Below are 23,432 nucleotides of genomic sequence, written 5' to 3'. Positions count from 1 at the left end.
CGCGATTTACATCATGCCGTCCATGCCGCCCATGCCACCCATGCCGCCCGGCATTGCCGGCGCCGATTCTTCCTTGGCGGTTTCCGCCACGGCGCAGTCGGTCGTCAGCATCAGCGAAGCCACCGAAGCGGCGTTCTGCAGCGCGGTGCGGGTCACCTTGGTCGGATCCAGCACGCCCATTTCCACCAGGTCGCCGTACTCGCCCGAAGCCGCGTTGTAACCGTAGTTACCCTTGCCTTCGATGACCTTGGCCACCACGACCGAAGCTTCTTCACCAGCGTTCAGCACGATCTGGCGCAGCGGCTCTTCCATGGCGCGCAGCACGATCTTGATGCCGGCGTTCTGGTCCGGGTTGGCACCGGTCAGGTTCGAGATGGCAGCACGTGCACGCAGCAGGGCCACGCCACCGCCAGGAACAATGCCTTCTTCCACGGCAGCGCGCGTAGCGTGCAGCGCATCTTCCACGCGTGCCTTCTTTTCCTTCATTTCGACTTCGGTGGCAGCGCCAACCTTGATCACGGCAACACCGCCGGCCAGCTTGGCCACGCGTTCTTGCAGCTTTTCACGGTCGTAGTCCGAGGTGGCTTCCTCGATCTGGGCGCGGATCTGCTTCACACGGCCTTCGATGGCCGAGCCGTCGCCGGCGCCGTCGATGATGATCGTGTTTTCCTTGCCGATCTCGATGCGCTTGGCTTGACCCAGGTCTTGCAGGGTAGCCTTTTCCAGCGTCAGACCGATTTCCTCGGCGATCACCGTGCCGCCCGTCAGGATGGCGATGTCTTCCAGCATGGCCTTGCGGCGGTCGCCGAAGCCCGGAGCCTTGACGGCGGCGGTCTTCAGGATGCCACGGATGTTGTTCACCACCAGCGTGGCCAGGGCTTCGCCTTCCACGTCTTCAGCGATGATCAGCAGCGGGCGGCCAGCCTTGGCGACTTGTTCCAGCACCGGCAGCAGGTCACGGATGTTCGAGACCTTCTTGTCGAACAGCAGGACGAACGGGTTGTCCAGGGCAACAACCTGCTTTTCCGGGTTGTTGATGAAGTACGGCGACAGGTAGCCGCGGTCGAACTGCATGCCTTCCACGACTTCCAGCTCGTCGGCCAGCGACTTGCCGTCTTCGACGGTGATGACGCCTTCCTTGCCAACCTTGTCCATGGCTTCAGCAATGCGCTCGCCAATCGAGGCGTCGCTGTTTGCCGAGATCGCGCCAACCTGGGCGATTTCCTTGCTGGTCGTGGTCGGCTTGCTCAGCTTCTTCAGCTCTTCCACGGCCGAGGCCACGGCCTTGTCGATGCCGCGCTTCAGGTCCATCGGGTTCATGCCGGCGGCCACGAACTTCATGCCTTCGCGGACGATCGACTGGGCCAGCACGGTTGCGGTGGTGGTACCGTCACCGGCGTTGTCGCTGGTCTTGGAAGCCACTTCCTTGACCATCTGCGCGCCCATGTTCTGCAGCTTGTCCTTCAGTTCGATTTCCTTGGCCACGGACACGCCGTCCTTGGTCACGGTCGGGCCACCGAAGCTGCGCTCCAGCACCACGTTGCGGCCCTTCGGGCCCAGGGTCACCTTCACTGCGTTGGCGAGAATGTTCACGCCTTCGACCATCTTGGCACGTGCGGCGTCGCCGAACACTACGTCTTTTGCTGCCATGTCTTGAATCTCCGAATCTGGGAAGACCGTCCCGCGGTCATGGTGGGGACGGTCAGGGAATCTGGTGTGATGCGGTCAGGCTTGCGTCAATTACTTGTTGACGACGGCCATGATGTCTTCTTCGCGCATGACCAGCAGTTCCTGGCCATCCACCTTCACGCCCTGGCCGGCATACTTGCCGAACAGCACGCGGTCACCCACCTTGACGTCGAGCACAATGTTGTTGCCCTTGTCATCCTTCTTGCCCGGGCCAACGGCCAGGACTTCGCCTTGATCCGGCTTCTCGGCTGCATTGTCGGGAATCACGATGCCGGACGCGGTCTTGGTTTCATTGTCCAGACGCTTCACGATCACACGGTCGTGCAGAGGACGCAGGTTCATACGGACTCCTAAATACAAAAAAGTGAGTTTTGATTCACAAAATGGCCGTCATCTTCAACGGCCATCCGGGTTTGGGTCTACCGCAGAGGTGTGACTAACCGGTTGTTAGCACTCTCCCCCAGCGAGTGCTAATTATAGGGACGGGGTATTTCCTTTTCAAGACGCGGACTGAATGGGGGTTTACCCGCGCTCATGCAGATTCACCGCCTTTGACATGAAAAAACCCCGTACCGGGTCACCAGTACGGGGTCGAATCGGGGTCGGGACGGGAGGGAAAGTCAGTCCAGGCCGCTGCTGTCGATATAGCCCAGTGCTTCGCGCACCGCGCGCCTGGCCTTGAGCACGTAGCAGACCTGGCGCTCGCGGACGACCAGCGCCAGCAGGTCGGCCTGCACCATTTCCTGGAAACAGTGGGCCGCATGCTTGTGGGTCAGGCCCGAGACCTCCACCAGCGCCATGGCCGGCAGGCCATCGTCGCCGGCTTCGAGCAAGGCACGACAGATAGCGGCGCGCGCGGGCACCGTCAGCAACGCGAGGGCCAGGGTGCTTTCCTGGGTGTCCATCCGCTCTCTCCCCGAAAAATCTGATCAGTCATCGGATGATGCCCCACCGGGCCGGCATCGTATGCCTGAAACAGACGGTGATTCGAGGGCCGTATCGCCACGGCAACGCTCTGTCCACGCTCTCCGGGTCTACCCCGTTGGCGCGATGCCGGTCCCGGCATAGAATCGTCTGGCGCCAGTACTCTCAAGGGACTGAATGGACGCTGCCAACCCACGCCAACGTTTCGAGACCCAGTTGCTGCCGCATCTGGACGCCGCCCACAACCTTGCCCGGTGGTTGTGCGGCAACGACGAAGACGCCAGTGTCGTGGTGCAGGAAGCCCTTGCACGCGCCTGCCCCCTGTTTGGTAGTGCCCGTGCGGCTCAGCCCCGCCCCTGGCTGTTGGCCATCGTCCACGCCACCTGGCAGTCCCGATATCCTGCGCCGCGCCACGCCGACAACGCCTGGGCGCCCGACACCCCCGATGACGCCACGCAATGGCTCCTCCGCGACGAGGACATCCCCCTTGTCAATGCCGCGCTCGAACGCCTGCCCGTGGCATGCCGCGAGGTACTGGTCCTGCGCGAGCTCGAAGGCTTGCACTACCACGACATCGCACGGATCGTCGATATTCCCGTGGATCAGGTGGCGTCGCGCCTGGACCATGGCCGGCGCCTGCTGGCGGCAACCGTCGCCTTGATACGCAACATTCCACCCGTCGGAGAGTCCCGTCATGGATTGCATTGAGGCACGCCACCTGCTGCGGGCCACCGCCGACGGCGAGGCGGGCGCAGCCGACAGCGTGCGGCTGGAGCGGCATCTGGAAGACTGCGACAGTTGCGTCGACACGCTGCGCCGCCTCCAGTCGCTGCGGCATGCCGTGCAGCACGCCGCCACCTACTACCGAGCGCCCGCCGGCCTGCGCGAACACATTCTCGAATCGCTACCGTCATCGCCATCGCTGTCCGAGCCTGGCTGGGACAGTGCGTCCCACCCGCCCGCCGAGCCCGGCTGGCGGCGCTGGTTCAGATAATTCCGAAGCAGCAAAGAAAAGACCCCGCGCGAGGCGGGGTCCTTCCTTATTGCCTGCGCGAACCGACAATCAGGTCAGCACGAACGGCAACTGGCGCTGGCGCTGGCCCGTGAGACGGAACAGCGCGTTGGCCACGGCCGGGGCAATGCCGGGCGTGCCCGGTTCGCCAAGCCCGGTCGGGTTGTCGTCGGACGGCACGAAGAACACATCCACCATGGGTGCGTCCGGCATGCGGGGCGGCGGATAGTCAGGGAAGTTGCTGTTCTTGACCGCGCCATTCTCGATCTCGATGGCAAACCCCGGGCGGGTCATGGCCAGGCCGAAGATGCATCCGCCCTGGATCTGCGCCTCGGCGCCCAGCGGATTGACGACGCGGTTGGCATGCACGCCGGCCGTCACGCGATGCACGCGCGGCTCGCCTTTCACCAGCGACACGTCCACCACGTACGCCACCACCGATCCGAACGATTCGTGCACGGCCACGCCCCAGGCGTGCCCCTTCGGCAGTTTCTTCTTGCCATAGCCCGAGCGGTCCACGGCCAGTTGCAGCGCCGCACGGTGACGCGCGTGCTTCTTCTCGTCGAGTTGCGCCATACGCCATGCCACGGGGTCCTTCTTCGCGGCGGTGGCCATTTCGTCAGCCAGCGTTTCCTTGACGAACGCAGTGTGCGTGTTGCCCACCGAGCGCCACCAGAGCACCGGCACATCCACCTTGGGGTGATGCACCTGCACCTGCAGCGGCACGTCGTAGTCGTTCTCGACGATACCCTCGGTCATCGTGGCATCGACACCGTTCTTGACCATCATCGGCTCGAACGGCGTGCCGGTGATGATCGACTGGCCGACGATCGTGTGCTGCCAGCCCACCACCTTGCCTTGCGCGTCCACGCCGATGCGGGCACGATGCACGTGCAGCGGACGGTAGTAGCCGCCCTTGATGTCGTCCTCGCGGCTCCACATCACCTTGACGGGTTCCGTGTGTCCGCTGGCGACCCACACGCGCAGCACGTTGGCCGCTTCGACGAGGTAGTCAGACGTCGGCACGGCGCGGCGTCCGAAACCGCCACCGGCCATCATCGTGTTCAGCGTGACCTTCTCGGGCGCGAGCTTCAGCGTGCGCGCGATGGCGCCCTGGTCGATGGTCTGGAACTGCGAGCCCACCCACACCTTGACGGCGTTGATCTGCTTGCCAGCCACCTCGGGCTGCAGCGTGCAGTTCAACGGCTCCATTGGCGCGTGGGCCAGGTACGGCACGCGGTATTCGGCGTCGATCACCTTGGCCGCGCCGGCCAGCGCCGAATCGATGCTGCCGCCTTCGAACGGCCGGGCCATGATGCCCGGCTGCGTGGACAGCTTGCTGTACTGATCGAACAGCGCGGCAGTGCTGACTGTGGAGCCCGCGTCTTCCCAGACAATCTCCAGCGCCTCGCGCGCAGTCTTGGCCGGCCAGTAGCCGTCGGCGATCACCGCCACGCCCGTGCCACCACGATCCACGTCGACCAGCAGCACATCGGCCACACCCTTGACCTTGCGGGCCTTGTCGGCGTTGAACGACTTCACCTTGCCGCCAAAGCGCGGCGGGCGGGCCACCACGGCCACCTTCATGCCCTTGAGGCTCACATCCATGCCGAACACGCCGTCGCCATGCAGCTTGGACGCGGCATCCAGGCGTGCTGTGGGCTTGCCGACGATGCGGAACTGCGCCGGGTCCTTGAGCTTGACCTCCTTTGGCACAGGCAGCTCCATGGCGGCCGCAGCCAGTTCGCCGTACGTCGCGCGATTGCTGCCGGAGGTGACCACGCCCAGTTGCGCGGTGCAGCTGGCCGGGTCGACCTTCCACTTCTGCGCCGCAGCCGTGATCAGCATGGCCCGTGCGCGTGCGCCCAATTCGCGGTACTGCGTGAACGAGTGGTTCAGCGCGGTGGAGCCGCCCGTCATCTGGATACCGAACGCGGGGTCCTTGTAAGCGTCGCCAGCCGGGGCCAGCACGCTCGCCACGTTCTTCCAGTCGACATCCAGTTCCTCGGCCAGCGCCATCGGCAACGCCGTATGCACACCCTGCCCGAACTCCAGCCGGTTCACCGCAATCGTCACCATGTTGTCCGGCGCGATGCGCAGGAACGCCTGCGGCGCGGGCACGGCCTTGGCCGCGCCCTGCGCCTGCGCGCTGCCTGCCACGCCGGCAATGCCCAGCGCAAACCCACCGCCCGCGAGTCCCGACAGCTTCAGGAAGCTGCGGCGCGACAACGCGCCTGCTGCCTGTGTGTCCTGCGCCGGTTGTTCCGGCGCACCGCTACCGCCCGCCAGGGCTTCAATGCCTCGAATACGCATGGCAATCCCCTCAGGCGATGGCGCGCGCGGCATCCTTGATGGCCGCGCGAATCCGTTGATAGGTGCCGCAGCGGCAGACGTTGCCGGCCATGGCCTGGTCGATATCGGCATCGGTCGGGCGCGGCTTGGTACGCAGCAGGCCCACGGCGCTCATGACCTGGCCGTTCTGGCAATAGCCGCACTGCGCCACATCGTGCTTGAGCCAAGCGGCGAGCACGGCCTTGCCGACCTTGTCGTCGCCCATGCTTTCAATCGTCTGGATCTTGCTGCCGGCCGTGGCCGAGATCGGCATCACGCAGCTACGCGTGGCCTGCCCGTTGATATGGACCGTGCAGGCGCCGCAGGCGGCCATGCCGCAACCGAACTTGGTGCCGGTCATGCCGAGGTTGTCGCGCAGTGCCCACAGCAGTGGCGTGGACGGATCGGCGTCCACCTCCACGGTCTTGCCGTTGAGGGTGAGGGTCGTCATTTGGGGGGGTGCTCCTTGGGTACGTGGCCCATGTTTGTTCGCTGCCTGCCGCCCGCTACCGGCCTATGGCAATCCCTGGCCCGAGCGGCAAACCCGTGGAGCATAGTGCAAATATGAAATGCGTGCGCAGGCACACAGACTTTATGTACTTCGCACCATATGCGTGATTATTTCGCTGTCAGGAACAGATATAGCGCGTTGAGGTCGGTGTCGTTCATTTTGGCGAAAGCGCCGAACGGCATCACGCGACTGACGTCGGTGCCATCGGGTCGCTTGCCAGTGCGCATCATCGTCACGAACTGGTCTGCCTGCGGATACGCCTTCATCGCGCCGCCCGGTTGCAGGTCAGCCGCCGGTGGCCAGTCGGGAGGCGCGCCGGGGATATGCCCGCCGCGCAGCGCGGCGCCATGGCACCCCTTGCAGGACTCCGCCACGTAGGCGCCGTACTGGGCGTTGACCGCCGCCGTGACGGCGGGCGCGGGTGGCAGGCTGTGGTCGATCTTCTCGGCGGCGTCCTTGATCACGCCCGCGCCGTACATACCCTGCACGAACCAGGGCAGATGCATGTCGCCGGGCTGTCCGGACGCGGGCGGCAGGCTGCGGACATAGGCCACGAGCGCGCCAAAATCCTCGTTGGACAACCGGTTGTAGTCCTCGCTCGGCATGACCAGCAGCGGCCGGCCGGAGGGGGCCACACCGTGGCGGATGGCACGGTCCCAGTCCTCGGGGCGATATTTGTCGATGGCGGGATTGGCGCGCGTGATGTCGGGCGCGCGCACCCGGAAGCCGTTGGCTTCATCGAACACCTGTTTGCCCGCACCATTGGCGCCGTGGCACTCCATGCAGCCGCGCGATTCGTAGAGATAGCGTCCGTGGGCAATCGCCACGGCATCGGTGGGAAAAGCCACTGGCTGCAGCGCGGGCACTTCCACCGTGCGGACGAGCTTGCGTCCGCCCCACCAGTACGTACTGCCCACGGCGAGCACCACGAACACGATGAAGGCCACCAGCGCGGAGCTGGCAATGCGGAAGAATCGCTTGACGTCCATGGGTGTCCCCCCTGAGCAGCCACCGGTCCAGCCACCGGTCGGCGCCGGCACATTGCACCGGCCCTGCACTTCGCATTCCGTGCGCGATCGTACAGAAGTCAGAAGTCTCGCGCTGGCCTTGATCCGTCAACAGTGTGATTCATATGTACAGTGCGACACCTGACGCGGCGCCCGGATGTGGCGCCCCACCCCATACCAAAATTCCGCGCCTCGCGCCAGCCTCAACAAAGCCATGGTCTCGCCCTTATCTCAGCCAAAGGATTTCGCCTGGCGGCACTACCATGCCGGCTAGGCTGGACCCGGTGCGACCATCGCCCGCGCCCGGCGCAGTATGCAGACGCGCGCCGCGTGTCCCTGGAAATCGACAGAAATGACGTCTGAAACGGTCGCGCCCCCTTCGACCCAACCGCCCCTGCCTGGCATCGTCAGCTGGCGCCCCCTGCTGCTCGCGGCCGGAGGCTACTTCGTACTGGCCCTCGTCGGCCTGTGGCTGGCGCGCGTGCCTGGCCATGCCGCAGCGGTCTGGATGGCCAACGCGTTCGGGCTGGGGCTGCTGCTGCACCGCTCCCGGCAAGAAGCGCCATGGCTGATGGGAGCCATGTTCCTCGGCAACATCGCCGCCGACCTCCTCGGCGGACATCCCATCGGCTCCGCGCTGCTGCTGTCCGGCGCCAACCTGATTGAACTCGTGGCCACCGCCGCCGTGCTGCGCAGCCTTGTGGGGCATCCGGTCCTGGCGCGCAGCGGCCAACTGGCGATGTTCGCCCTCACGCTCAGCGTGGCCTCCACGGTGGGGCCGGCCTTGAGCGGGCTGATGGGCGCGTGGATCATCTCTTCCACGTTCGGCACGCCGTTCCTCAAGGTCTGGTGGAACTGGTGGAATGCAGGCGCCATCGGCACGGTGCTGCTGCTGCCGCTGATGGTGTCGATCTCGCGCGAACGCGTGCGCGCCACCTTCGAGCGCACGCGGCTTGCGCGGCTGGGCGGCATGCTGGCACTGTGCGTGGCCATTGGCGCGGGCGCCATCCGCGCCGGGCACGATCCGTTCGTGGTCATGTCGCTGCCGCTGGTGATCGTGGCGCTGGCCAGCAACCCGTTTGCCACCGCGCTGCTGACGCTGCTCTCGGCCATCGCCGCGGAAGGGTTCTCGCTGGCGGCCGGCGTGGATGTCCTGGCATCGCGCTCGGTGCCGCTGTCCGGCGCACTGATCCTGGTGTTCCCGGTCTGCATCGCCTTCATGACCGAGCAGAACCGCAAGGGACGTCACGAACTGCGCAGCAGCGAACAGCGGTTCCGGCAGGCGCTGGAGCACTCGGCCATCGGCATGGCCATCGTCGGGCTGGACGGCCGCTGGCAGATGGTCAACCGCGCCATGGTGGAACTGCTCGGGTACACCCCCGACGAATTGCGCGACCTGCCATTCCAGTTGATGACCCACCCCGACGACCTGGCCGCCGACCTGCGCCAGATCGAGGGCCTGCTGTCCGGCGAGATCGACTCGTACCGACTGGAAAAACGCTACCGGCACAAGGACGGCCACTACCTGTGGACCCTGCTCGCGGTATCGCTCGTGCGCGACGACGAAGGCCGGCCCGACCACTTCATCTCGCAGGTGGAGGATATCCACACGCGCAAGCTCGCCCAGCAGCAACTGGAGGAACTGGCGCGGCGCACGCAACTGGCTGTGGAAGCCGGTGGCGTGGGCATCTGGGAGTGGGATTTCTCGCAGGCGTCGATCACCTGGGATGCACGCATGCACGGCCTGCACGGCACGCACCCGGAACTGGGGCCGCCCACGCTGGCCCAGTGGATCGCGATGGTTCACCCCGAGGATGTGAGCCGCGTCAGCGCGGAGATGCGCCAGGCCATCCGGGGCGAGCGCCGCTTCGATACGGAATATCGCATCGTGCGTCCCACGGGCGAGATCCGCCATGTGCGCGCCATGGCCAACACGTCGCGCCGCGAGGACGACACCACCAACGCGCTGGTGGGCACCAACTGGGACATCACCGAGCAGCGCAACCTGACGCGCGCGCTGTTCGAGGAAAAGGAGCGGCTGCACATCACGCTGCGCTCCATCGGCGACGCCGTGATCTGCACGGACCCGGTCATGCGCGTGACGTTCATGAATCCGATTGCCGAGCAGTTGACCGGCTGGAGCATGGACGCCGCCATGGGGCAATCGCTGGACTTGGTCTTCCGCATCGTCGACGAAGACACCGATCTCACCATCCCCAGCCCCGTCGAGCAATGCCTGGAGACGCTGCGCCCTGCCTACCTGCAGGAAGGCGCCGTGCTGCAGAGCCTGACCGGCGAGCGCCACGACGTGCAGGATTCCGCCGCGCCCGTGCTGGCCAACGATGGCGGCGTGCTCGGTGCAGTGCTGGTGTTCCAGGACATCACCACCTCGCGCGCGCTGCAGCGTGAGCTGGCCCACTCGGCCTCGCACGATGCGCTGACCGGCCTGCCCAACCGCGCCTGGTTCGAGAAGCGCCTGCGCGAGTCGTGCGAGCAGGCGCGCCTGCACGGCCACCGCGCCGCGCTGTGCTTCATCGACCTGGACCGCTTCAAGATCGTCAACGACACGGCCGGCCACGGCGCGGGCGATGTGCTGCTGCGCGAGCTGGGCTATGTGATCCGCCACCAGGTGCGCCCCGACGACCTGCTGGCGCGGCTGGGCGGCGACGAGTTTGCGCTGCTGCTCAAGGACTGCAGCATCGAGCATGCCGAGCAGGTCTGCCAGAAAGTCATCGATGCCGTGCGCGAGCGGCGCTTTCCGTGGAACGGCCGCGTCTATGACGTGGGCGCGAGCATCGGCATCGCCGCCATCGACAACGACATCCCCTCGGTCAGCGAACTGATGAGCCGCGCCGATGTGGCGTGCTACGCCGCCAAGGCCGCCGGCCGCAACCGTGTCTCGCTCTATCGCCGCGACGAAAGCGATGCCCGCCGCCATCATCGCGAGCTCGAAGTGGCCGCCGGCATTCACTCGGCACTCGACTCCAACCGCTTCCGGCTCTATGCGCAGGAGATCCGCTCGCTGCGCCCCGGCCAGGACGATGCCCAGCACGTAGAAATCCTCGTGCGCATGGTGGACGAGCAAGGCACGCTGATCATGCCGGGCGCGTTCATCCCGGCTGCCGAGCGCTACGACCTGATGGGCCATATCGACCGCTGGGTCATCCGCAATGTGCTGCAGCAGTATGGCGAACGGCTGGTGCGCGTGCCGGGGTTGTCTGTCTCGATCAACCTCTCTGCCAACTCGCTCGGGGAACCCTTCCTGCTGCCGTTCCTGCACGCCGCGCTGGAGGATTCCGCGCTGCCAGCGAACCGCATCCGACTGGAAATCACCGAGACTGCGCTGATCAACAACATGACCGCCGCCAGCCGCGTGGTGGCCGACATGCGCAGCGCCGGCTGCACCGTGGCGCTCGACGATTTCGGCGCAGGCCTCTCCTCCTTCGCCTACCTCAAGCAGTTCCCGGTGGACTATCTCAAGATCGACGGCAGCTTCATCCGCAACCTGACCCGCAACGCCGTGGACCGCGAGATCGTCAGCTCGATCAACGACATTGGCCACCGCCTGGGCGTGCGCACCGTGGCCGAATGGGTCGAGGACGAATCCACGCTCCACACCCTGCGCGCGATTGGCGTGGACTACGCGCAGGGCTATGCGATTGGCAAGCCGATGCCGCTGGAGGCGTTCCTGGATAGTTGCGAGGCGGCGGCTTAGCTAACTTCCTCTGGTTTGTTCCCCTCTCCCGCCGTTTTGACTCCTCTCTCCCGCGTGCGGGCGAGGGGCACAAAGAAGAAGCGGGAGAGGGGAGCAAGTCACACGAACGCGACCCCACGTTCGGAAACCCGAACACCGCCACCCCTCCCCAGTTCGGATTTCCGAACATTGCGTCCTCGTCACACTAAAAATCCCTTTGTTTTCATCGCTTTACGCCATCGCCCTAGCGTGAGAAAGCTGGCACGTCTCGTGCACTCTAGGCGCCGCCGCAGGAATAACCGCTGGCCGCGCCGTCCCCCGAATGCCGCGCGCGCCACGCCAGAGACAAAGGAGGGATGTACCCACGATGACAAAACGACTGCCAACCCTGATCTTCATCGCGATGCTGCTGGGCGTGCTGGCCGGCACCGCCGCGCACAACATGGCGCCGGACGCCGCCGCTGCCAAGGCGATTGCCGACAAGCTCTCGATCCTGACCGACGTGTTCCTGCGGATGATCAAGATGATCATTGGCCCGCTGGTGTTTGCCACCCTGGTATCGGGCATTGCCAGCATGGGCGACGGCAAGGCCGTGGGGCGCATCGGCCTGAAGGCCATGGCATGGTTCATGGCCGCCTCGGTCACCTCCCTGCTGCTGGGCCTGATCATGGCCAACGCGCTGGCGCCGGGCCACGGCATGAATCTGCCGCTGCCGGCCGCGGATGCCGCATCGAACCTGAAGACAGGTGCGCTGAACCTGCGTGACTTCATCGCGCACATGTTCCCGAAGAGCTTCGTGGAGGCAATGGCCAACAACGAAATCCTGCAGATCGTGGTGTTCTCGCTGTTCTTCGGCTTTGCGCTGGGCACGATCAAGGATGGCGTGGGCAAGCCGGTGCTGGCTGGCGTGGAAGGTCTGGCCCACATCATGCTCAAGGTCACCAACTACGTGATGGCTTTCGCGCCGTTTGGCGTGTTTGGCGCGGTGGCCGCCGTGATCACGGCGCAGGGCCTGGGCGTGCTGGTGGTGTACGCCAAGCTGCTGGGCGCCGTGTATCTCTCGCTGGGCCTGCTGTGGATCGCGCTGATCGCCGGTGGCTTCTTCTTCCTGGGCCGTGACGTCTTCACCCTGCTGCGCCAGCTGCGCGCGCCGCTGATGATCGGCTTTGCCACGGCCAGCTCGGAATCGGCCTATCCGAAGGTCATCGACCAGCTCACGCGCTTCGGCGTGAAGCCGCGCATCACGAATTTCGTGCTGCCGCTGGGCTACTCGTTCAACCTGGACGGTTCGATCATGTACACCTCGTTCGCCGCGCTGTTCGTGGCGCAGGTGTACGGCATCGAGCTGTCGCTGTCGCAACAGATCACGATGCTGCTGGTGCTGCTGGTGACCAGCAAGGGTATCGCCGGGGTGCCGCGCGCATCGCTGGTGGTGGTGGCCGCCGTGCTGCCGATGTTCGGCCTGCCCGAGGCCGGCATCCTGCTGGTGCTCGGCATCGACCATGTGCTCGACATGGGCCGCACCGTGACAAATGTGCTTGGCAATGCCATTGCCACGACCGTTGTCGCCAAAAGCGAGAACGCGATAGGCGCGCCGGAACTGGATGACGAGGCCGATTCCATCGAACCCTCGCCAGCCGCCGACACCGGCCTGACACCCGTTCAGGTCCTGGCCAGCAAGTAACACGCTGCCAGGTGCGCCGGGGCCCGGTTGCCGATCAGGCTGCCGGGCCTTTTTGCGTTTACCGCACCGCTTTTATGGAGCGCATCACCCGTTCAGGTCTTGGGGGTAGTGTGGGTGTGGTAAAACGTCGCCTTGCCGGTGACGCTCGTCGGTTTTCTCAGATGCCCGATACGCCACCCGCAGCTTTCGCCCTCCCCGATTCCGCATGATTTTGTCCCCATCCGACGGCGCCACGCCCTCCATCTCGCGGTGGCGCCGCATCGTTCCGTTTGTCGCCCTGCTCGTGCTGGCTGTGCTCATTGCCGGTGCCGGCTGGCTGGGCTACCGCTATACGTACGACGCCGCGCTGGGGCGCCAGGCCGAACGCGGCCAGGTGCAGATGCGGCTCTATGCGCAGGCACTCGAAAGCGAGCTGGCGCGTTATGACTATGTGCCGAGTTTGCTGTCGCTGGACGCACGCATCGACGCGCTGCTGCGCCAGCCGTCCGCACCCGACCGTGTCTCGCAGGCCAACGCCTATCTTGCCGCGCTGAACGGCCGGGCCGGCACCCGCGTGATCTACGTGCTGGACGCCCGCGGCAAGGTACTGGCCACCAGCAACTACCAACGCCCGGACAGCTACCTCGGCGAAGACCTGAGCTTCCGTCCGTATTTCCGCGCAGCAGTCGAAGGCCAGCTTGGCCGTTTCTACGGCGTGGGCACCACGCGCAGCGAGTCCGGCTACTACCTCTCCGCACCGCTCGGTGACCGCGATCATCCCCTCGGCGTGGCCGTGGTCAAGATCGGCCTGGAACCGCTGGAAAACCGCTGGCAGGGCAATGACAGCCAGATGCTGCTGGCCGATGAAAACGGCGTGGTCATCCTCGCGTCCGATCCTTCGTGGAAGCTCGCCGCGCTGCGCCCGCTCTCTGACGACCAGCGCGTCAAGCTCGATCGATCCCTGCAGTACAACCGCGCCCCGCTGCCGCAACTGGCGCTGAGTACCGTGCGTCCGCTGGCCAACGGACCAGCCCAGGAGGGCGATGCCCTGGTGCGGCTGCGACAGGGTCCGCCGATGCTGGCGCAGCATCTGGCGCTGCCTGGCACGGACTGGGACCTGACGCTGCTGACCAACACGTCGCAGGCGCGTGTGGCTGCGCTGAACAGTGCCGCGCTCGCCGGCGTGCTCGCTGCCTTCGTGCTGCTGCTGGGCGCCGCATGGAACGTGCGCCGTCGTATCGCCAGCGAGCGGCTGGCCGCGCGCGCCGCGCTCGAAGCGGCCAACAGCGAGCTCGAACGCAAGGTGGCGGAACGTACGTCGGACCTCTCCACCACCAATCATCAATTGCAGGCCGAAGTGGCCGAACGCATTCGCACCGAAAACTATCTGCGGCAGGCGCAGGACGGCCTGTTGCAGGCCGGCAAGCTCGCCGCCGTGGGACAGATGTCGGCCGGCATTGCCCACGAACTGAACCAGCCGCTGGCCGCGCTGCGCACGCTGTCGGGCAATACCGGCAAGTTCCTGGCGCGCGGCGACTACGGTACGGCCCAGCAGAACCTGGAAAAGATCATCGGCCTGGTGGAGAGAATGGGCCGCATCACGGGCGCGCTCAAATCCTTCTCGCGCAATCCTGCGGCCGGCCAGCAGCAGGCGGCACAGCTTGCCGACGCCGTGGACAACGCCCTGTTCCTGCTCGATACCCGCGTGGCAGCGGTGGCAGCACGCATCGAGCGCGATGTCGGCACGCACCTGTCCGTGGCCTGCGATCCGAACCGGCTCGAACAGGTGATCGTGAACCTGATCGGCAACGCGCTCGATGCGGTGAAGGACCAGCCGGCACCGCTGCTGTCGCTCCACGCGTTTGAGGCGGGCGGACTGGTTCACCTGACCGTGCGCGACAACGGGCCAGGGTTGTCCGAAGCCGCCTTCGCGCGACTCTTCGAACCATTCTTCACGACCAAGCCCGCAGGCGAAGGGCTTGGCCTCGGGCTGACGTTGTCCGCAGGCATCCTCAATGAGAACGGTGGAACGCTGACCGCCATCAATCATCCGGACGGCGGCGCGTGCTTCACGCTGGCGCTTCCACCCGCACGCGAGGGCCTACGTCATGTCGGCTGATCCGAACCAGCGTCAGGAGGGCGGACTCGCCGTCCTGATCGTCGAAGACGATGCCGACGTGCGCCTGGGATGCGAGCAGGCGCTCGGCCTCGAAGGCATCGCCACGCAGTCGGTGCCCAACGCCGAAGCGGCATGGCGCGAGATCGAGGCAGGCTTTGCCGGTATCGTGGTCAGCGACATCCATTTGCCCGGTGCCGATGGCATGTCGCTGCTGCGCGATATCGTGGCGCGCGACCCGGCCATGCCGGTCATCATGATCACCGGCCATGGCGATGTCTCGCTGGCCGTGCAGGCCATGAAACAAGGCGCCTACGACTTCATCGAGAAACCGTTCTCGCCGGAGCGGCTCGTCGCCACCTCTCGCCGTGCGCTGGACAAGCGCCGGCTGGCGCTGGAAGTGGCGGACCTGCGTGCGCGCCTGGCCGGACGCGATGGGCTGGCAGCGCAACTCATCGGACATTCGCCGGCCATCGAACGGCTGCGCCGCATGATCGACAGCGTGGGCGATACGGCCGCCAACGTACTGATCCACGGCGAGACCGGCACCGGCAAGGAACTCGTGGCGCGCTGCCTGCACGAAGCGAGCGCCCGCCGCGCGAAGCATTTCGTGCCGATCAATTGCGGCGGCCTGCCAGAGCAATTGTTCGAATCCGAAATCTTCGGGCATGAGGCGGGGGCCTTCACCGGCGCCGCACGGCGCCGCATCGGCAAGATCGAACACGCCGAAGGCGGCACGCTGTTCCTCGACGAGATCGAGAGCATGCCCATGCCGATGCAGATCAAGCTGCTGCGCGTGCTGCAGGAGCGCGTGATCGAGCGGCTCGGATCGAACCAGCCCGTGCCGGTGAACACACGTGTGGTGGCGGCCACCAAGGCAAACTTGCGTGCGATGGCCGACGCGAGCCAGTTCCGCGCGGACCTGTATTACCGGCTCAACGTGGTGACGCTGGAACTGCCGCCGCTGCGCGAGCGCCGCGAGGACGTGCCGCTGCTGTTCGAGCATTTCCTGGCCCAGGCGGCGCTGCGTTTCGAGCGCGAGGCCGTGCCGGCGACCCCGGGCGAACTGGCTGCACTGGTTGCCTACCCATGGCCCGGCAACGTCCGCGAACTACGCAACCTGGCCGAACGCCACGTGCTGGGCCTGGGCTGCGATCCGACGCAAGGCACGACGGCACCCGCTGCACTGCCGTTGCCACAGGCCGTGGAGCAGTTCGAGCGCGCGCTGATTGCCGATGCACTGCGTCGTCACGACGGCAACCTGACGCGTGCCGGCGATGCTTTGGGCGTGGCAAAAACCACGCTGTTCGACAAGGTCCGCAAGTACGGGCTGTCCGGCTAGGACGCCTGGCTCATGGCGGTTGTAGCAAATGTCTGCCGTGGGGAACCGTGGCACAGAATGCAAGGTCTGTCATTTGTTGGGAAACCATTCAGACATGTCTGCATACATGTCGCTCGTCATGCGGGGTGTCTACCGAATGGCATTGATGTTCGTTAAACAACAAAAGTGTGACGCCAATCATTGCTTTCCCTGTGGCGACGAATCATCTTGAAGTCATACTATTTGCATTCGGCATTCCGGGCATTGTTGGCGCGATGCTCGCCGAAGCGTAGCCGGCCACCTGAAGCCGTTGCTACGTCAACAGGTACCAAAGCAACAAAGGCCTGCCGGGGAGCGGGCCAAGCATCAGGGTCAGTAAAAAAAGGCAAGCCCGGCCTCAGGCCGGCGTGGCGTGTCCGAGGGCGCCACGCAGTGCAGATTGCACTGTGCTGTCGATCGACACTACGGGTGATTGGATGAAACTGGATCCTGAACTGGCTGAAAAGCCGTACTACAGCACGCGTACCGCCGCGAAGCTTCTCAATGTTTCGCTGGGCACCGTCCAGAAGATGGTCGAGCGAGGAGAACTCGGCGCCTGGAAGACCAATGGTGGCCATCGGCGCATCCACAAGGAAACGGTGCATCGGCTACTCGCCAACCGGGCCATGCCTGACGCCGGCGTCGAGCACGATCTCGACCTTGTGGTCTTCCATCCCAACCATAACGAAGCGCAGCGCATCAGCGCCCAGCTTGGAAAATGGTCGCTGCCGCTGAAAACGCAGGTGCTCGAAGACGTGGTCGACACGGTCATCATGTCTGTGGACGCTCATCCGCGCGTCGTCCTCTACTACGTGGAGGAGCTCAACGACGCGGAATCGGCAACGATCGAGAAACTGCAGAACTTCTTCGCGCGCCAGCGCGTGATCTTTGCGGTGATCACGAACCGTCAGGCCTATGAAGGCGTGGCCGATGCGCTGCAGCAATGGGGCATCATGGTCTTCCTGAAGACGCCCTCGCTGGAAGAGATCAAGGGCTTCCTGCGCGCCCAACTGATGATGGGACGCGGCGGCTGAGATTCACCGATGAAACAACAACGGCCCGGATGACAAGTCCGGGCCGTTTTGTTTTGGGGGCTCCCCGCGCTGTCTTTTTGATTCCCTCTCCCGCCTCTTTTTTTCCCCTCTCCCGCCTTGCCTATGTTGGCTCCCCTCTCCCGCCTCTTTTTTTCTCCCCTCTCCCGCAAGGCGGGAGAGGGGTCGGGGGAGAGGGCGCGGCGGTTCAAATTGCCTCGGTCGTATCTTGAGATGCCATGCCCTCTCCCCCAGCCCCTCTCCCACTACGCGGGAGAGGGGAGCAAGAAGAGGTGCGGGAGAGGGGAGAATCAAACGACGGCAGTTGATCCCCCATCATCCACCCATACAAATCCCTCGGCTCCGGCGGCATGGCCACCAGTTCGATGAACTGCCCTGCATGCCGTGCGAGGGCGGTTGCATGGAGCCAGCGCAGTGCGGAGTAGTCTTCCAGCGCGAAGCCAACCGAGTCGAACAGCGTCACGTCGTCGTCAGCGCTCCGCCCTGGCGCATGGCCCGACAACACCTCCCACAGTTCATTGACCGGCGCTTCCGGCCACTGCTGCACCTCGCCCTCGATGCGCGACTGCGGCGCGTATTCGACAACGATGCGGGCGCGATGGAGGATGTCCGCGTGCAACTCCGTCTTGCCGGGGCAGTCGCCGCCCACGGCGTTCAGATGTACGCCGGGACGCACCATGTCAGGCGTGAGAATCGTCGCGCGGGTCTTGTCGGCCGTGACCGTGGTGACGATGTCCGCACCCTCCAGCGCCTCGTGCACCGACGAGGCCGGCACGATCGTCAGTCCCGCCTGGCCTGCCAGATTGCGCATCAGGCGGCGCGTGGCCGCTGGATCGATATCGAACGCACGGATCGTGGAAATACCCAGCATCGCGTGGAACGCCAGCGACTGGAACTCGGCCTGCGCACCGTTGCCGATCAGCGCCATCGTCCGCGCACCGGGCTTTGCCATGGCGCGCGCGGCCAGTGCCGAGGTGGCGGCGGTGCGCAACGCTGTAGCCAATGTCAGGTCGGCCAGCAGCAACGGAAAGCCGGTCTGCACCTCGGCCAGCATGCCGCATGCCATCACCGTGGGCAACGCATGCATGGCATTGCGCGGATGGCCGTTGACGTACTTGAAGGCGAAATGCACGCCATCGCTGACCGGCATCAGTTCGATCACGCCAACCGGCGAGTGGCTGGCAAGTCGTGCCGATTTCTCGAAAGCTGGCCACCGCAGGAAGTCTTGCCTGACAAAGTCGGCCATCTGCATGATTGACGTTTGCACACCAACGCCACGCACCAGCGCCGCAACGTCACTGGCATCGAGAAAGCGCGTCATCGCCTTCTCGCCGATCGATGCGTCTTTCATCATTTGTTTCATGATGGACTCCCGCTCACGCCGCGGCAGCGCGGCGCACCGGCGCACTCGTGCGATCGAGGCGCAGCGTCATGCAATACGCGCCGCCACCCGACATCATGTAAGGCGACAGATCCACCTCGTGCAGCCGATAGCCGCGCCGGCCCAACTCGTGGCGCAGGTGTGGCGTGGTGCGGGTCATCACCACGTGTTCTTCGCGACTCACTGCGTTCACGCTGAAGTGACGCAGGTCGTCGGCAGTGGCCTCGATGCGTTGCGATGCGGGCACGCGTGCGCGCAGCGTGGCCAGCGCGGCCTCGCTCAACGCAGGCGGGTAATAGAGAATCTCGCCACCGGCCAGCGGGCAGAAGCAGACGTCGAGGTGATAGCTCTGCTCGGTCGCCAGTTCCAGCGCCACCACTTCCTGGCCAAAGTGGCACGACATCGCTTGGGCCGCTTCCCGCGATGAGCGCGGACCGTAGCCGGCCCAGAAGTGGCCGCGCTGGGCATCCCAGATGCAGTCGCCCGCACCCTCCTGATAGCACCCTTCCGGCAAGGTCTCGACGCTATCGATCAGACCCCGGCGGCGCAGATCGTCGAAGATCGCCGCGAACGGTGCTTCCTCGCCGCGTCGCTGCGGATAGCGGAAGCGCGCAAGCACCGCGCGGCCGTCGAGCACCACGGCGGCGTTGGCCGGGAACACCATGTCCGGCTGGCCCGGCGCACCTTCGGCCACTTCGACGGCAAACCCGGAATCGCCAAGCGCCTGACGCAACGCATCGAACGACGCCCGCGCACGACCGTGCATGCCAGCCGGGTCCCGCGCCCAGCCCGCGGGGTCCATCCACGGGTTGATGCTGTAGGACACGTCGTAGAAAGTGGGCGCGACCAGCAGGATGGTGGGGGTGTCGATCACGGCGGGCTCCTGGATAGTGGGTTTGTGAGGCGTTCTCCTGATGTGAATTGTGGTGCCCGCGCGCGTCAACGAATAGTTAGCAGACTGGACAAACTGCTACACCCCTTTGACAATTCGCCATATCGAACTGGCAATTTGCCAACGTCCCAAGGGGATCGCGATGGATGCGACGGATCGCCAATTGCTCGGATTGCTGCGTGACAATGCCCGGATGCCGGTCACGGCATTGGCCAAGGCGCTCCGCGTTTCGCGCGCCACGGTGCAGAACCGGATCGCGAAGCTGGAAAACGAAGGGCAGATCGTGGGCTATACGGTCCGCCTCAGGCCCGAGGCGGAGGCGCACCGTATCCGCGCGTGGATGACGGTGGCCGTGGAAGGTAACAAGGCGCAGCAGGTGCTGCAGGCGCTACGCGGTGACCCCAACGTGCAGACGCTGCACACGACCAATGGCCGCTGGGACATCATCGCCGAACTGCGCGCCGATACGCTGGAGCAGTTCGACCGGACGCTGGAACGTATCCGGCTGGTCGATGGCATCTCCGCCACCGAGACCAGCATCCTGCTATCGACTTACAAGCTCTGACCCGTACGCGGCACGGCAACCCCGCGCAAGCGTTCGCGCGATGTCTCTTCATGCAGTACGTCGCCACTCGGTGCCAGAAGATCTCGCAACGACACCATGCCCACCAGGCGCATCGACGCCAGGCTGTCGACTACCGGCAGCCGCGCCACACTCAACGCAGCCATCTGGCCTGCGGCAGCGCGTCCGGTCTGCGATGGCAGCAGCACGGCCGGCGTACCATCCTTCTGCCCCACCAGCAGGTTCGCGCATGGCACGCGATCCGCCGCATCGGTCGTGGCCGCCAGAATGGCGGTGCGATGCAGCACGCCCAGCACGCGCCTTCCTTCGATCACCGGATAGGCGCGGTGCGCCGCGTGATCGCCAAAGTAGCGTTCCCGCGCCTCGGCCACCGACAGTGAACCTTCGATCGCCACCACGTCGCGCGTCATCAGGTCCGCCACATGGGATCGCTCCAGCGGGTCCACGCCGTATTCGCGATAGATATGCAGGCCGCGCCGCGCAATCTTCTCGGTCATGATGCCGCGCTTCATCGTCAGCACCGAAAATCCGTAAGCCACCGCCGTGGTCAGCAGCAGCGGCAGCAGCGCCTCGCTATCGTGCGTGAGGCCGAAGGCGAACACGATGGCCGTCAGCGGTGCGCCCAGCACGCTGCCGAGCACGCCCGCCATGCACACCAGCGCCCACAGCGCCGGGGAGCCGCCCGGCAGCACCGGCGCCAGCACCACGCCGAGTCCCGCGCCGAGCATCAACAGCGGCGCCAGCACCCCGCCCGACGTCCCCGAGCCCAGCGCGGCGATCCACATCACAGCCTTCACCGTCAGCAGCGCCACGGCCACGCCAATCGCCAGACGGTTGTTGAGCAGGTCACCGATCACGTCGTAGCCCACACCCAAGGCACGCGGCTCCAGGTAGCCGCCAATCCCCACCACCAGCCCACCAATGGCCGGCCACCACATCCAGTGCACGCGCAGCCGGGCAAACGCATCCTCGGTGCGATACAGCGCGAGAGTCAGCACCGCGCCCAGTACACCGCAAAGCAGTCCAGCCGCCACACACGAGCCGAGTGCCACGGTGCTGGCCGGCGCGGTCTGCAGCGGGAACAGCGGTCCCGCCTCGAACACGAACGGGCGCAGGAAACCGGCCACGGCACACGCCAGCGCCACCGGCAGCAGGCTGCGCGGGCGCAGCTCGAACAGCAGCAACTCGATGGCCAGCAGCACCGCCGCCACCGGCGTGCCGAAGATCGCGGTCATGCCCGCGCACGCGCCCGCCACCAGCAACGTCTTGCGCTCGGCGGCGGTCAGGTGCAGGTACTGCGCCAGCAGCGATGCAATCGAGCCGCCCGTCATGATGATCGGCCCTTCCGCACCAAACGGCCCGCCGCTGCCGATCACGATGCCCGACGACAGCGGCTTGAGCACCGCCACCTTCGGCGACATCTTGCTCTTGCCGAACAGCACGGCCTCGATGGCCTCCGGAATGCCGTGACCCCGGATCTTGTCGCTGCCGTAGCGCGCCATCAGCCCGACGATCAACCCGCCGATGACCGGCACCACGATGACCCACGCGCCGAGCGCATGGTGGGCCGGCGATCGCTCTGCGAACGACAGCGTCTGGAAGAAAAAGAGGTTCGTGAAGAAGCGGATCAGGTTCACCAGCACGAATGCAGCGCCGGTACTCACTGCGCCGATCAGCAGCGCGATACCGGCCAGCATCGGCAAACGGCCGTTTGAGGCGTAATCGCGCTTCTGGGCGTGATGTGACGCGGGGGAAACAGATGTGGACATGGTCGAGCAGGCCGGGGGCGGCTGGGTGATAATGCGGGGTGCACTGGCGGCGCAATATATCACGTCGTGATATATTGCGCCGCACCATGCCGTGCCCAATGTGGCCGCACATAACGCCCCCTGACAACTCGAAACCGGCCGCCCCCGCCCCCTATCTCGATGCCTACCGCATTCGACCCTTCCCAAGCCGTTGCCGAAGCGCGCGCATGGTTGCGCACATTCGTGCCGATGCCGATTGCCGCCAACCGCCACGAGCGCCTCAAGAGTTGCCTTGGCGCGCTGATCGGGCTGGCGCTCACCGAGTGGATCTGCCGCCAGTTCCTGCAAGGTTTCAACCCGTGGTTCATCGCACCAATGGGCGCGTCCGCCGTGCTGCTGTTCGGCGTGCCGGCCAGTCCGCTGGCACAGCCGTGGTCGATCATCGGCGGCAATCTGGTGGCGGCCACGGTCGGCGTGGCGTGCGCGCGCTGGATTCCCGATCCCGGACTTGCAGCCGGCGTGGCCGTGGCCGGCGCCATTGCGCTGATGTTCACGTTGCGTTGTGTCCATCCGCCGAGCGGCGCGGTGGCCGTGACCGCGGTTTTCGGCGGCCCGGCCGTGCAGGCGCTGGGATTCGGCTTCGTGGTGATACCGGTGGCGATCAACTCGATGTTGCTGCTGCTGGTGGCACTGGCGTTCAACAACATGGCGCGCCGGCGATACCCGCACCGTCCGCCCGAACCAGCCGCGCAGCATCGCACCAAGGACGCGCCCCCCAGCAAGCGCGTGGGCTTCACACGCGCAGACCTGGACGCGGTGCTGGCGGCGCGCGGCGAATTCCTCGACATCGAGGAAGACGATCTCGAGGCCATCCTCGTAGCGGCCGAGCTGCGCGCGTATTCGCGCCGGTTTGGCGACGTCAGCTGCGGCGACATCATGTCGCGCGACGTGGTCTCGGTGCGCCCCGGCCAGATGGCCGCCGATGCCGCCGCGCTGCTGGCGCGCCATCACATCAAGGCGCTGCCCGTGGTGGATCGTCAGCGCCGCGTGCTCGGCATCCTGACGCAGAGCGATTTCTTTCGCGCTCATCGCATGAACTCGCGGCGCGTCAATGGCGCCGTGCGCGACCTGATGACACGCGCCGTGATCACTGCCCGCACGGATCAGCCGATCGTCGACCTGGCACACGGATTCTCCGACGGTGGCCTGCACCATGTGCCGGTGCTTGACGCTGACCGGCGCCTGGTGGGCATCGTGACGCAATCGGACCTCGTCGCCGCACTGCTCAGGAACACCGGCACCGCCGCCGCTCAGGCGGCGCAGTGATCGACCGCTGACACGGGCCCGCCTCGCATCTGGCGCGTGGCGGGCCCGCTTCGGCTGCACGTCCCGACCGGCGCGGGAAAACCCGGAGCCATCATCGAATTCCGCTATGCTTACGGCGTTTTCTCCACCTGGACGCCTGGCGG

The 23,432-nt window shown here is 65.7% G+C and carries 18 protein-coding genes; 9 read left to right on the top strand and 9 right to left on the bottom strand.

The window, feature by feature from the left end; genetic code table 11:
• Nucleotides 1-6: 6 nt before the first annotated feature.
• The 3 genes from groL to GA566_RS03180 all read right to left on the bottom strand — a co-directional run bounded on the left by groL (nucleotide 7) and on the right by GA566_RS03180 (nucleotide 2,594).
• Nucleotides 7-1,650 carry a chaperonin GroEL gene (gene groL, locus GA566_RS03190; RefSeq protein WP_137927511.1) on the bottom strand — a complete coding sequence of 548 codons (1,644 nt, stop codon included), beginning with the start codon at nucleotides 1,648-1,650 and terminating at the stop codon, nucleotides 7-9.
• Between the two features lie 90 nt (nucleotides 1,651-1,740).
• Nucleotides 1,741-2,031, bottom strand: coding sequence for a co-chaperone GroES (gene groES / locus GA566_RS03185; protein WP_130390881.1), 291 nt, complete (start codon nucleotides 2,029-2,031; stop codon nucleotides 1,741-1,743).
• Between the two features lie 278 nt (nucleotides 2,032-2,309).
• Complete coding sequence (locus tag GA566_RS03180; RefSeq protein WP_137927512.1) at nucleotides 2,310-2,594, bottom strand: ArsR family transcriptional regulator; 285 nt, start codon at nucleotides 2,592-2,594, stop codon at nucleotides 2,310-2,312.
• A 196-nt stretch (nucleotides 2,595-2,790) separates the two neighbouring features.
• Between GA566_RS03180 and GA566_RS03175 the strand changes: the two genes are divergently transcribed.
• Together GA566_RS03175 and GA566_RS03170 are read left to right on the top strand one after the other, a co-directional pair.
• Complete coding sequence (locus tag GA566_RS03175; RefSeq protein WP_137927513.1) at nucleotides 2,791-3,321, top strand: sigma-70 family RNA polymerase sigma factor; 531 nt, start codon at nucleotides 2,791-2,793, stop codon at nucleotides 3,319-3,321.
• Nucleotides 3,308-3,607: an anti-sigma factor gene (locus GA566_RS03170; protein ID WP_137927514.1), complete on the top strand. Its 300-nt coding sequence runs from the start codon at nucleotides 3,308-3,310 to the stop codon at nucleotides 3,605-3,607. The genes GA566_RS03175 and GA566_RS03170 overlap by 14 nt, the downstream gene beginning before the upstream one ends.
• Before the next feature lie 69 nt (nucleotides 3,608-3,676).
• Here the strand turns inward: GA566_RS03170 and GA566_RS03165 are convergent, their stop codons facing one another.
• The 3 genes from GA566_RS03165 to GA566_RS03155 form a co-directional block, all read right to left on the bottom strand.
• Nucleotides 3,677-5,938 (bottom strand): xanthine dehydrogenase family protein molybdopterin-binding subunit, encoded by a 2,262-nt coding sequence (locus GA566_RS03165; RefSeq protein ID WP_160471604.1) that lies wholly within the window; start codon nucleotides 5,936-5,938, stop codon nucleotides 3,677-3,679.
• Nucleotides 5,939-5,948: 10 nt separating this feature from the next.
• On the bottom strand, nucleotides 5,949-6,407 hold the full coding sequence (locus GA566_RS03160; protein ID WP_137927516.1) for a (2Fe-2S)-binding protein: 459 nt from the start codon (nucleotides 6,405-6,407) through the stop codon (nucleotides 5,949-5,951).
• 167 nt (nucleotides 6,408-6,574) lie between these two features.
• A complete protein-coding gene (locus GA566_RS03155; RefSeq protein ID WP_137927517.1) occupies nucleotides 6,575-7,456 on the bottom strand; it encodes a c-type cytochrome in 882 nt (293 codons plus the stop codon).
• Between the two features lie 370 nt (nucleotides 7,457-7,826).
• Between GA566_RS03155 and GA566_RS03150 the strand changes: the two genes are divergently transcribed.
• The 5 genes from GA566_RS03150 to GA566_RS03130 all read left to right on the top strand — a co-directional run bounded on the left by GA566_RS03150 (nucleotide 7,827) and on the right by GA566_RS03130 (nucleotide 17,341).
• On the top strand, nucleotides 7,827-11,189 hold the full coding sequence (locus GA566_RS03150) for a diguanylate cyclase (protein ID WP_137927518.1): 3,363 nt from the start codon (nucleotides 7,827-7,829) through the stop codon (nucleotides 11,187-11,189).
• A gap of 346 nt (nucleotides 11,190-11,535) precedes the next feature.
• Nucleotides 11,536-12,852 (top strand): dicarboxylate/amino acid:cation symporter, encoded by a 1,317-nt coding sequence (locus GA566_RS03145; RefSeq protein ID WP_160471603.1) that lies wholly within the window; start codon nucleotides 11,536-11,538, stop codon nucleotides 12,850-12,852.
• Between the two features lie 205 nt (nucleotides 12,853-13,057).
• Entirely contained in the window at nucleotides 13,058-14,950 is a 1,893-nt protein-coding gene (locus GA566_RS03140) for an ATP-binding protein (protein WP_160471601.1), read from the top strand.
• Nucleotides 14,940-16,289 (top strand): sigma-54 dependent transcriptional regulator, encoded by a 1,350-nt coding sequence (locus tag GA566_RS03135; RefSeq protein ID WP_137927521.1) that lies wholly within the window; start codon nucleotides 14,940-14,942, stop codon nucleotides 16,287-16,289. Before GA566_RS03140 ends, GA566_RS03135 begins: the two co-directional genes overlap by 11 nt.
• A 455-nt stretch (nucleotides 16,290-16,744) precedes the next feature.
• Nucleotides 16,745-17,341 carry a helix-turn-helix domain-containing protein gene (locus tag GA566_RS03130; protein ID WP_137927522.1) on the top strand — a complete coding sequence of 199 codons (597 nt, stop codon included), beginning with the start codon at nucleotides 16,745-16,747 and terminating at the stop codon, nucleotides 17,339-17,341.
• Between the two features lie 205 nt (nucleotides 17,342-17,546).
• On the opposite strand, the gene GA566_RS03125 is transcribed toward GA566_RS03130, so the two are convergent.
• Together GA566_RS03125 and GA566_RS03120 are read right to left on the bottom strand one after the other, a co-directional pair.
• Nucleotides 17,547-18,722, bottom strand: a complete 1,176-nt coding sequence (locus GA566_RS03125; RefSeq protein ID WP_370459261.1) for an ornithine cyclodeaminase — start codon at nucleotides 18,720-18,722, stop codon at nucleotides 17,547-17,549.
• 13 nt (nucleotides 18,723-18,735) lie between these two features.
• Nucleotides 18,736-19,614 (bottom strand): arginine deiminase-related protein, encoded by an 879-nt coding sequence (locus GA566_RS03120; protein WP_160471599.1) that lies wholly within the window; start codon nucleotides 19,612-19,614, stop codon nucleotides 18,736-18,738.
• Nucleotides 19,615-19,774: 160 nt separating this feature from the next.
• On the opposite strand from GA566_RS03120, the gene GA566_RS03115 reads away from it, so the two are divergent.
• Nucleotides 19,775-20,197 carry an Lrp/AsnC family transcriptional regulator gene (locus GA566_RS03115; protein WP_137928498.1) on the top strand — a complete coding sequence of 141 codons (423 nt, stop codon included), beginning with the start codon at nucleotides 19,775-19,777 and terminating at the stop codon, nucleotides 20,195-20,197.
• Here the strand turns inward: GA566_RS03115 and GA566_RS03110 are convergent.
• Nucleotides 20,185-21,984, bottom strand: a complete 1,800-nt coding sequence (locus GA566_RS03110; protein ID WP_160471598.1) for a chloride channel protein — start codon at nucleotides 21,982-21,984, stop codon at nucleotides 20,185-20,187. The genes GA566_RS03115 and GA566_RS03110 overlap by 13 nt on opposite strands.
• Nucleotides 21,985-22,143: 159 nt before the next feature.
• On the opposite strand from GA566_RS03110, the gene GA566_RS03105 reads away from it, so the two are divergent.
• The gene (locus GA566_RS03105) at nucleotides 22,144-23,289 is read left to right on the top strand and encodes an HPP family protein (RefSeq protein ID WP_137928496.1); all 1,146 of its coding nucleotides are present in this window, start codon (nucleotides 22,144-22,146) and stop codon (nucleotides 23,287-23,289) included.
• The last annotated feature ends 143 nt before the right edge of the window (nucleotides 23,290-23,432 follow it).

This window comes from Cupriavidus sp. SW-Y-13, from assembly GCF_009793345.1.
Lineage (GTDB): Bacteria > Pseudomonadota > Gammaproteobacteria > Burkholderiales > Burkholderiaceae > Cupriavidus.
Note: the sequence above shows the minus strand (reverse complement) of the source record. Positions and strands in the feature narration are given on the sequence as shown.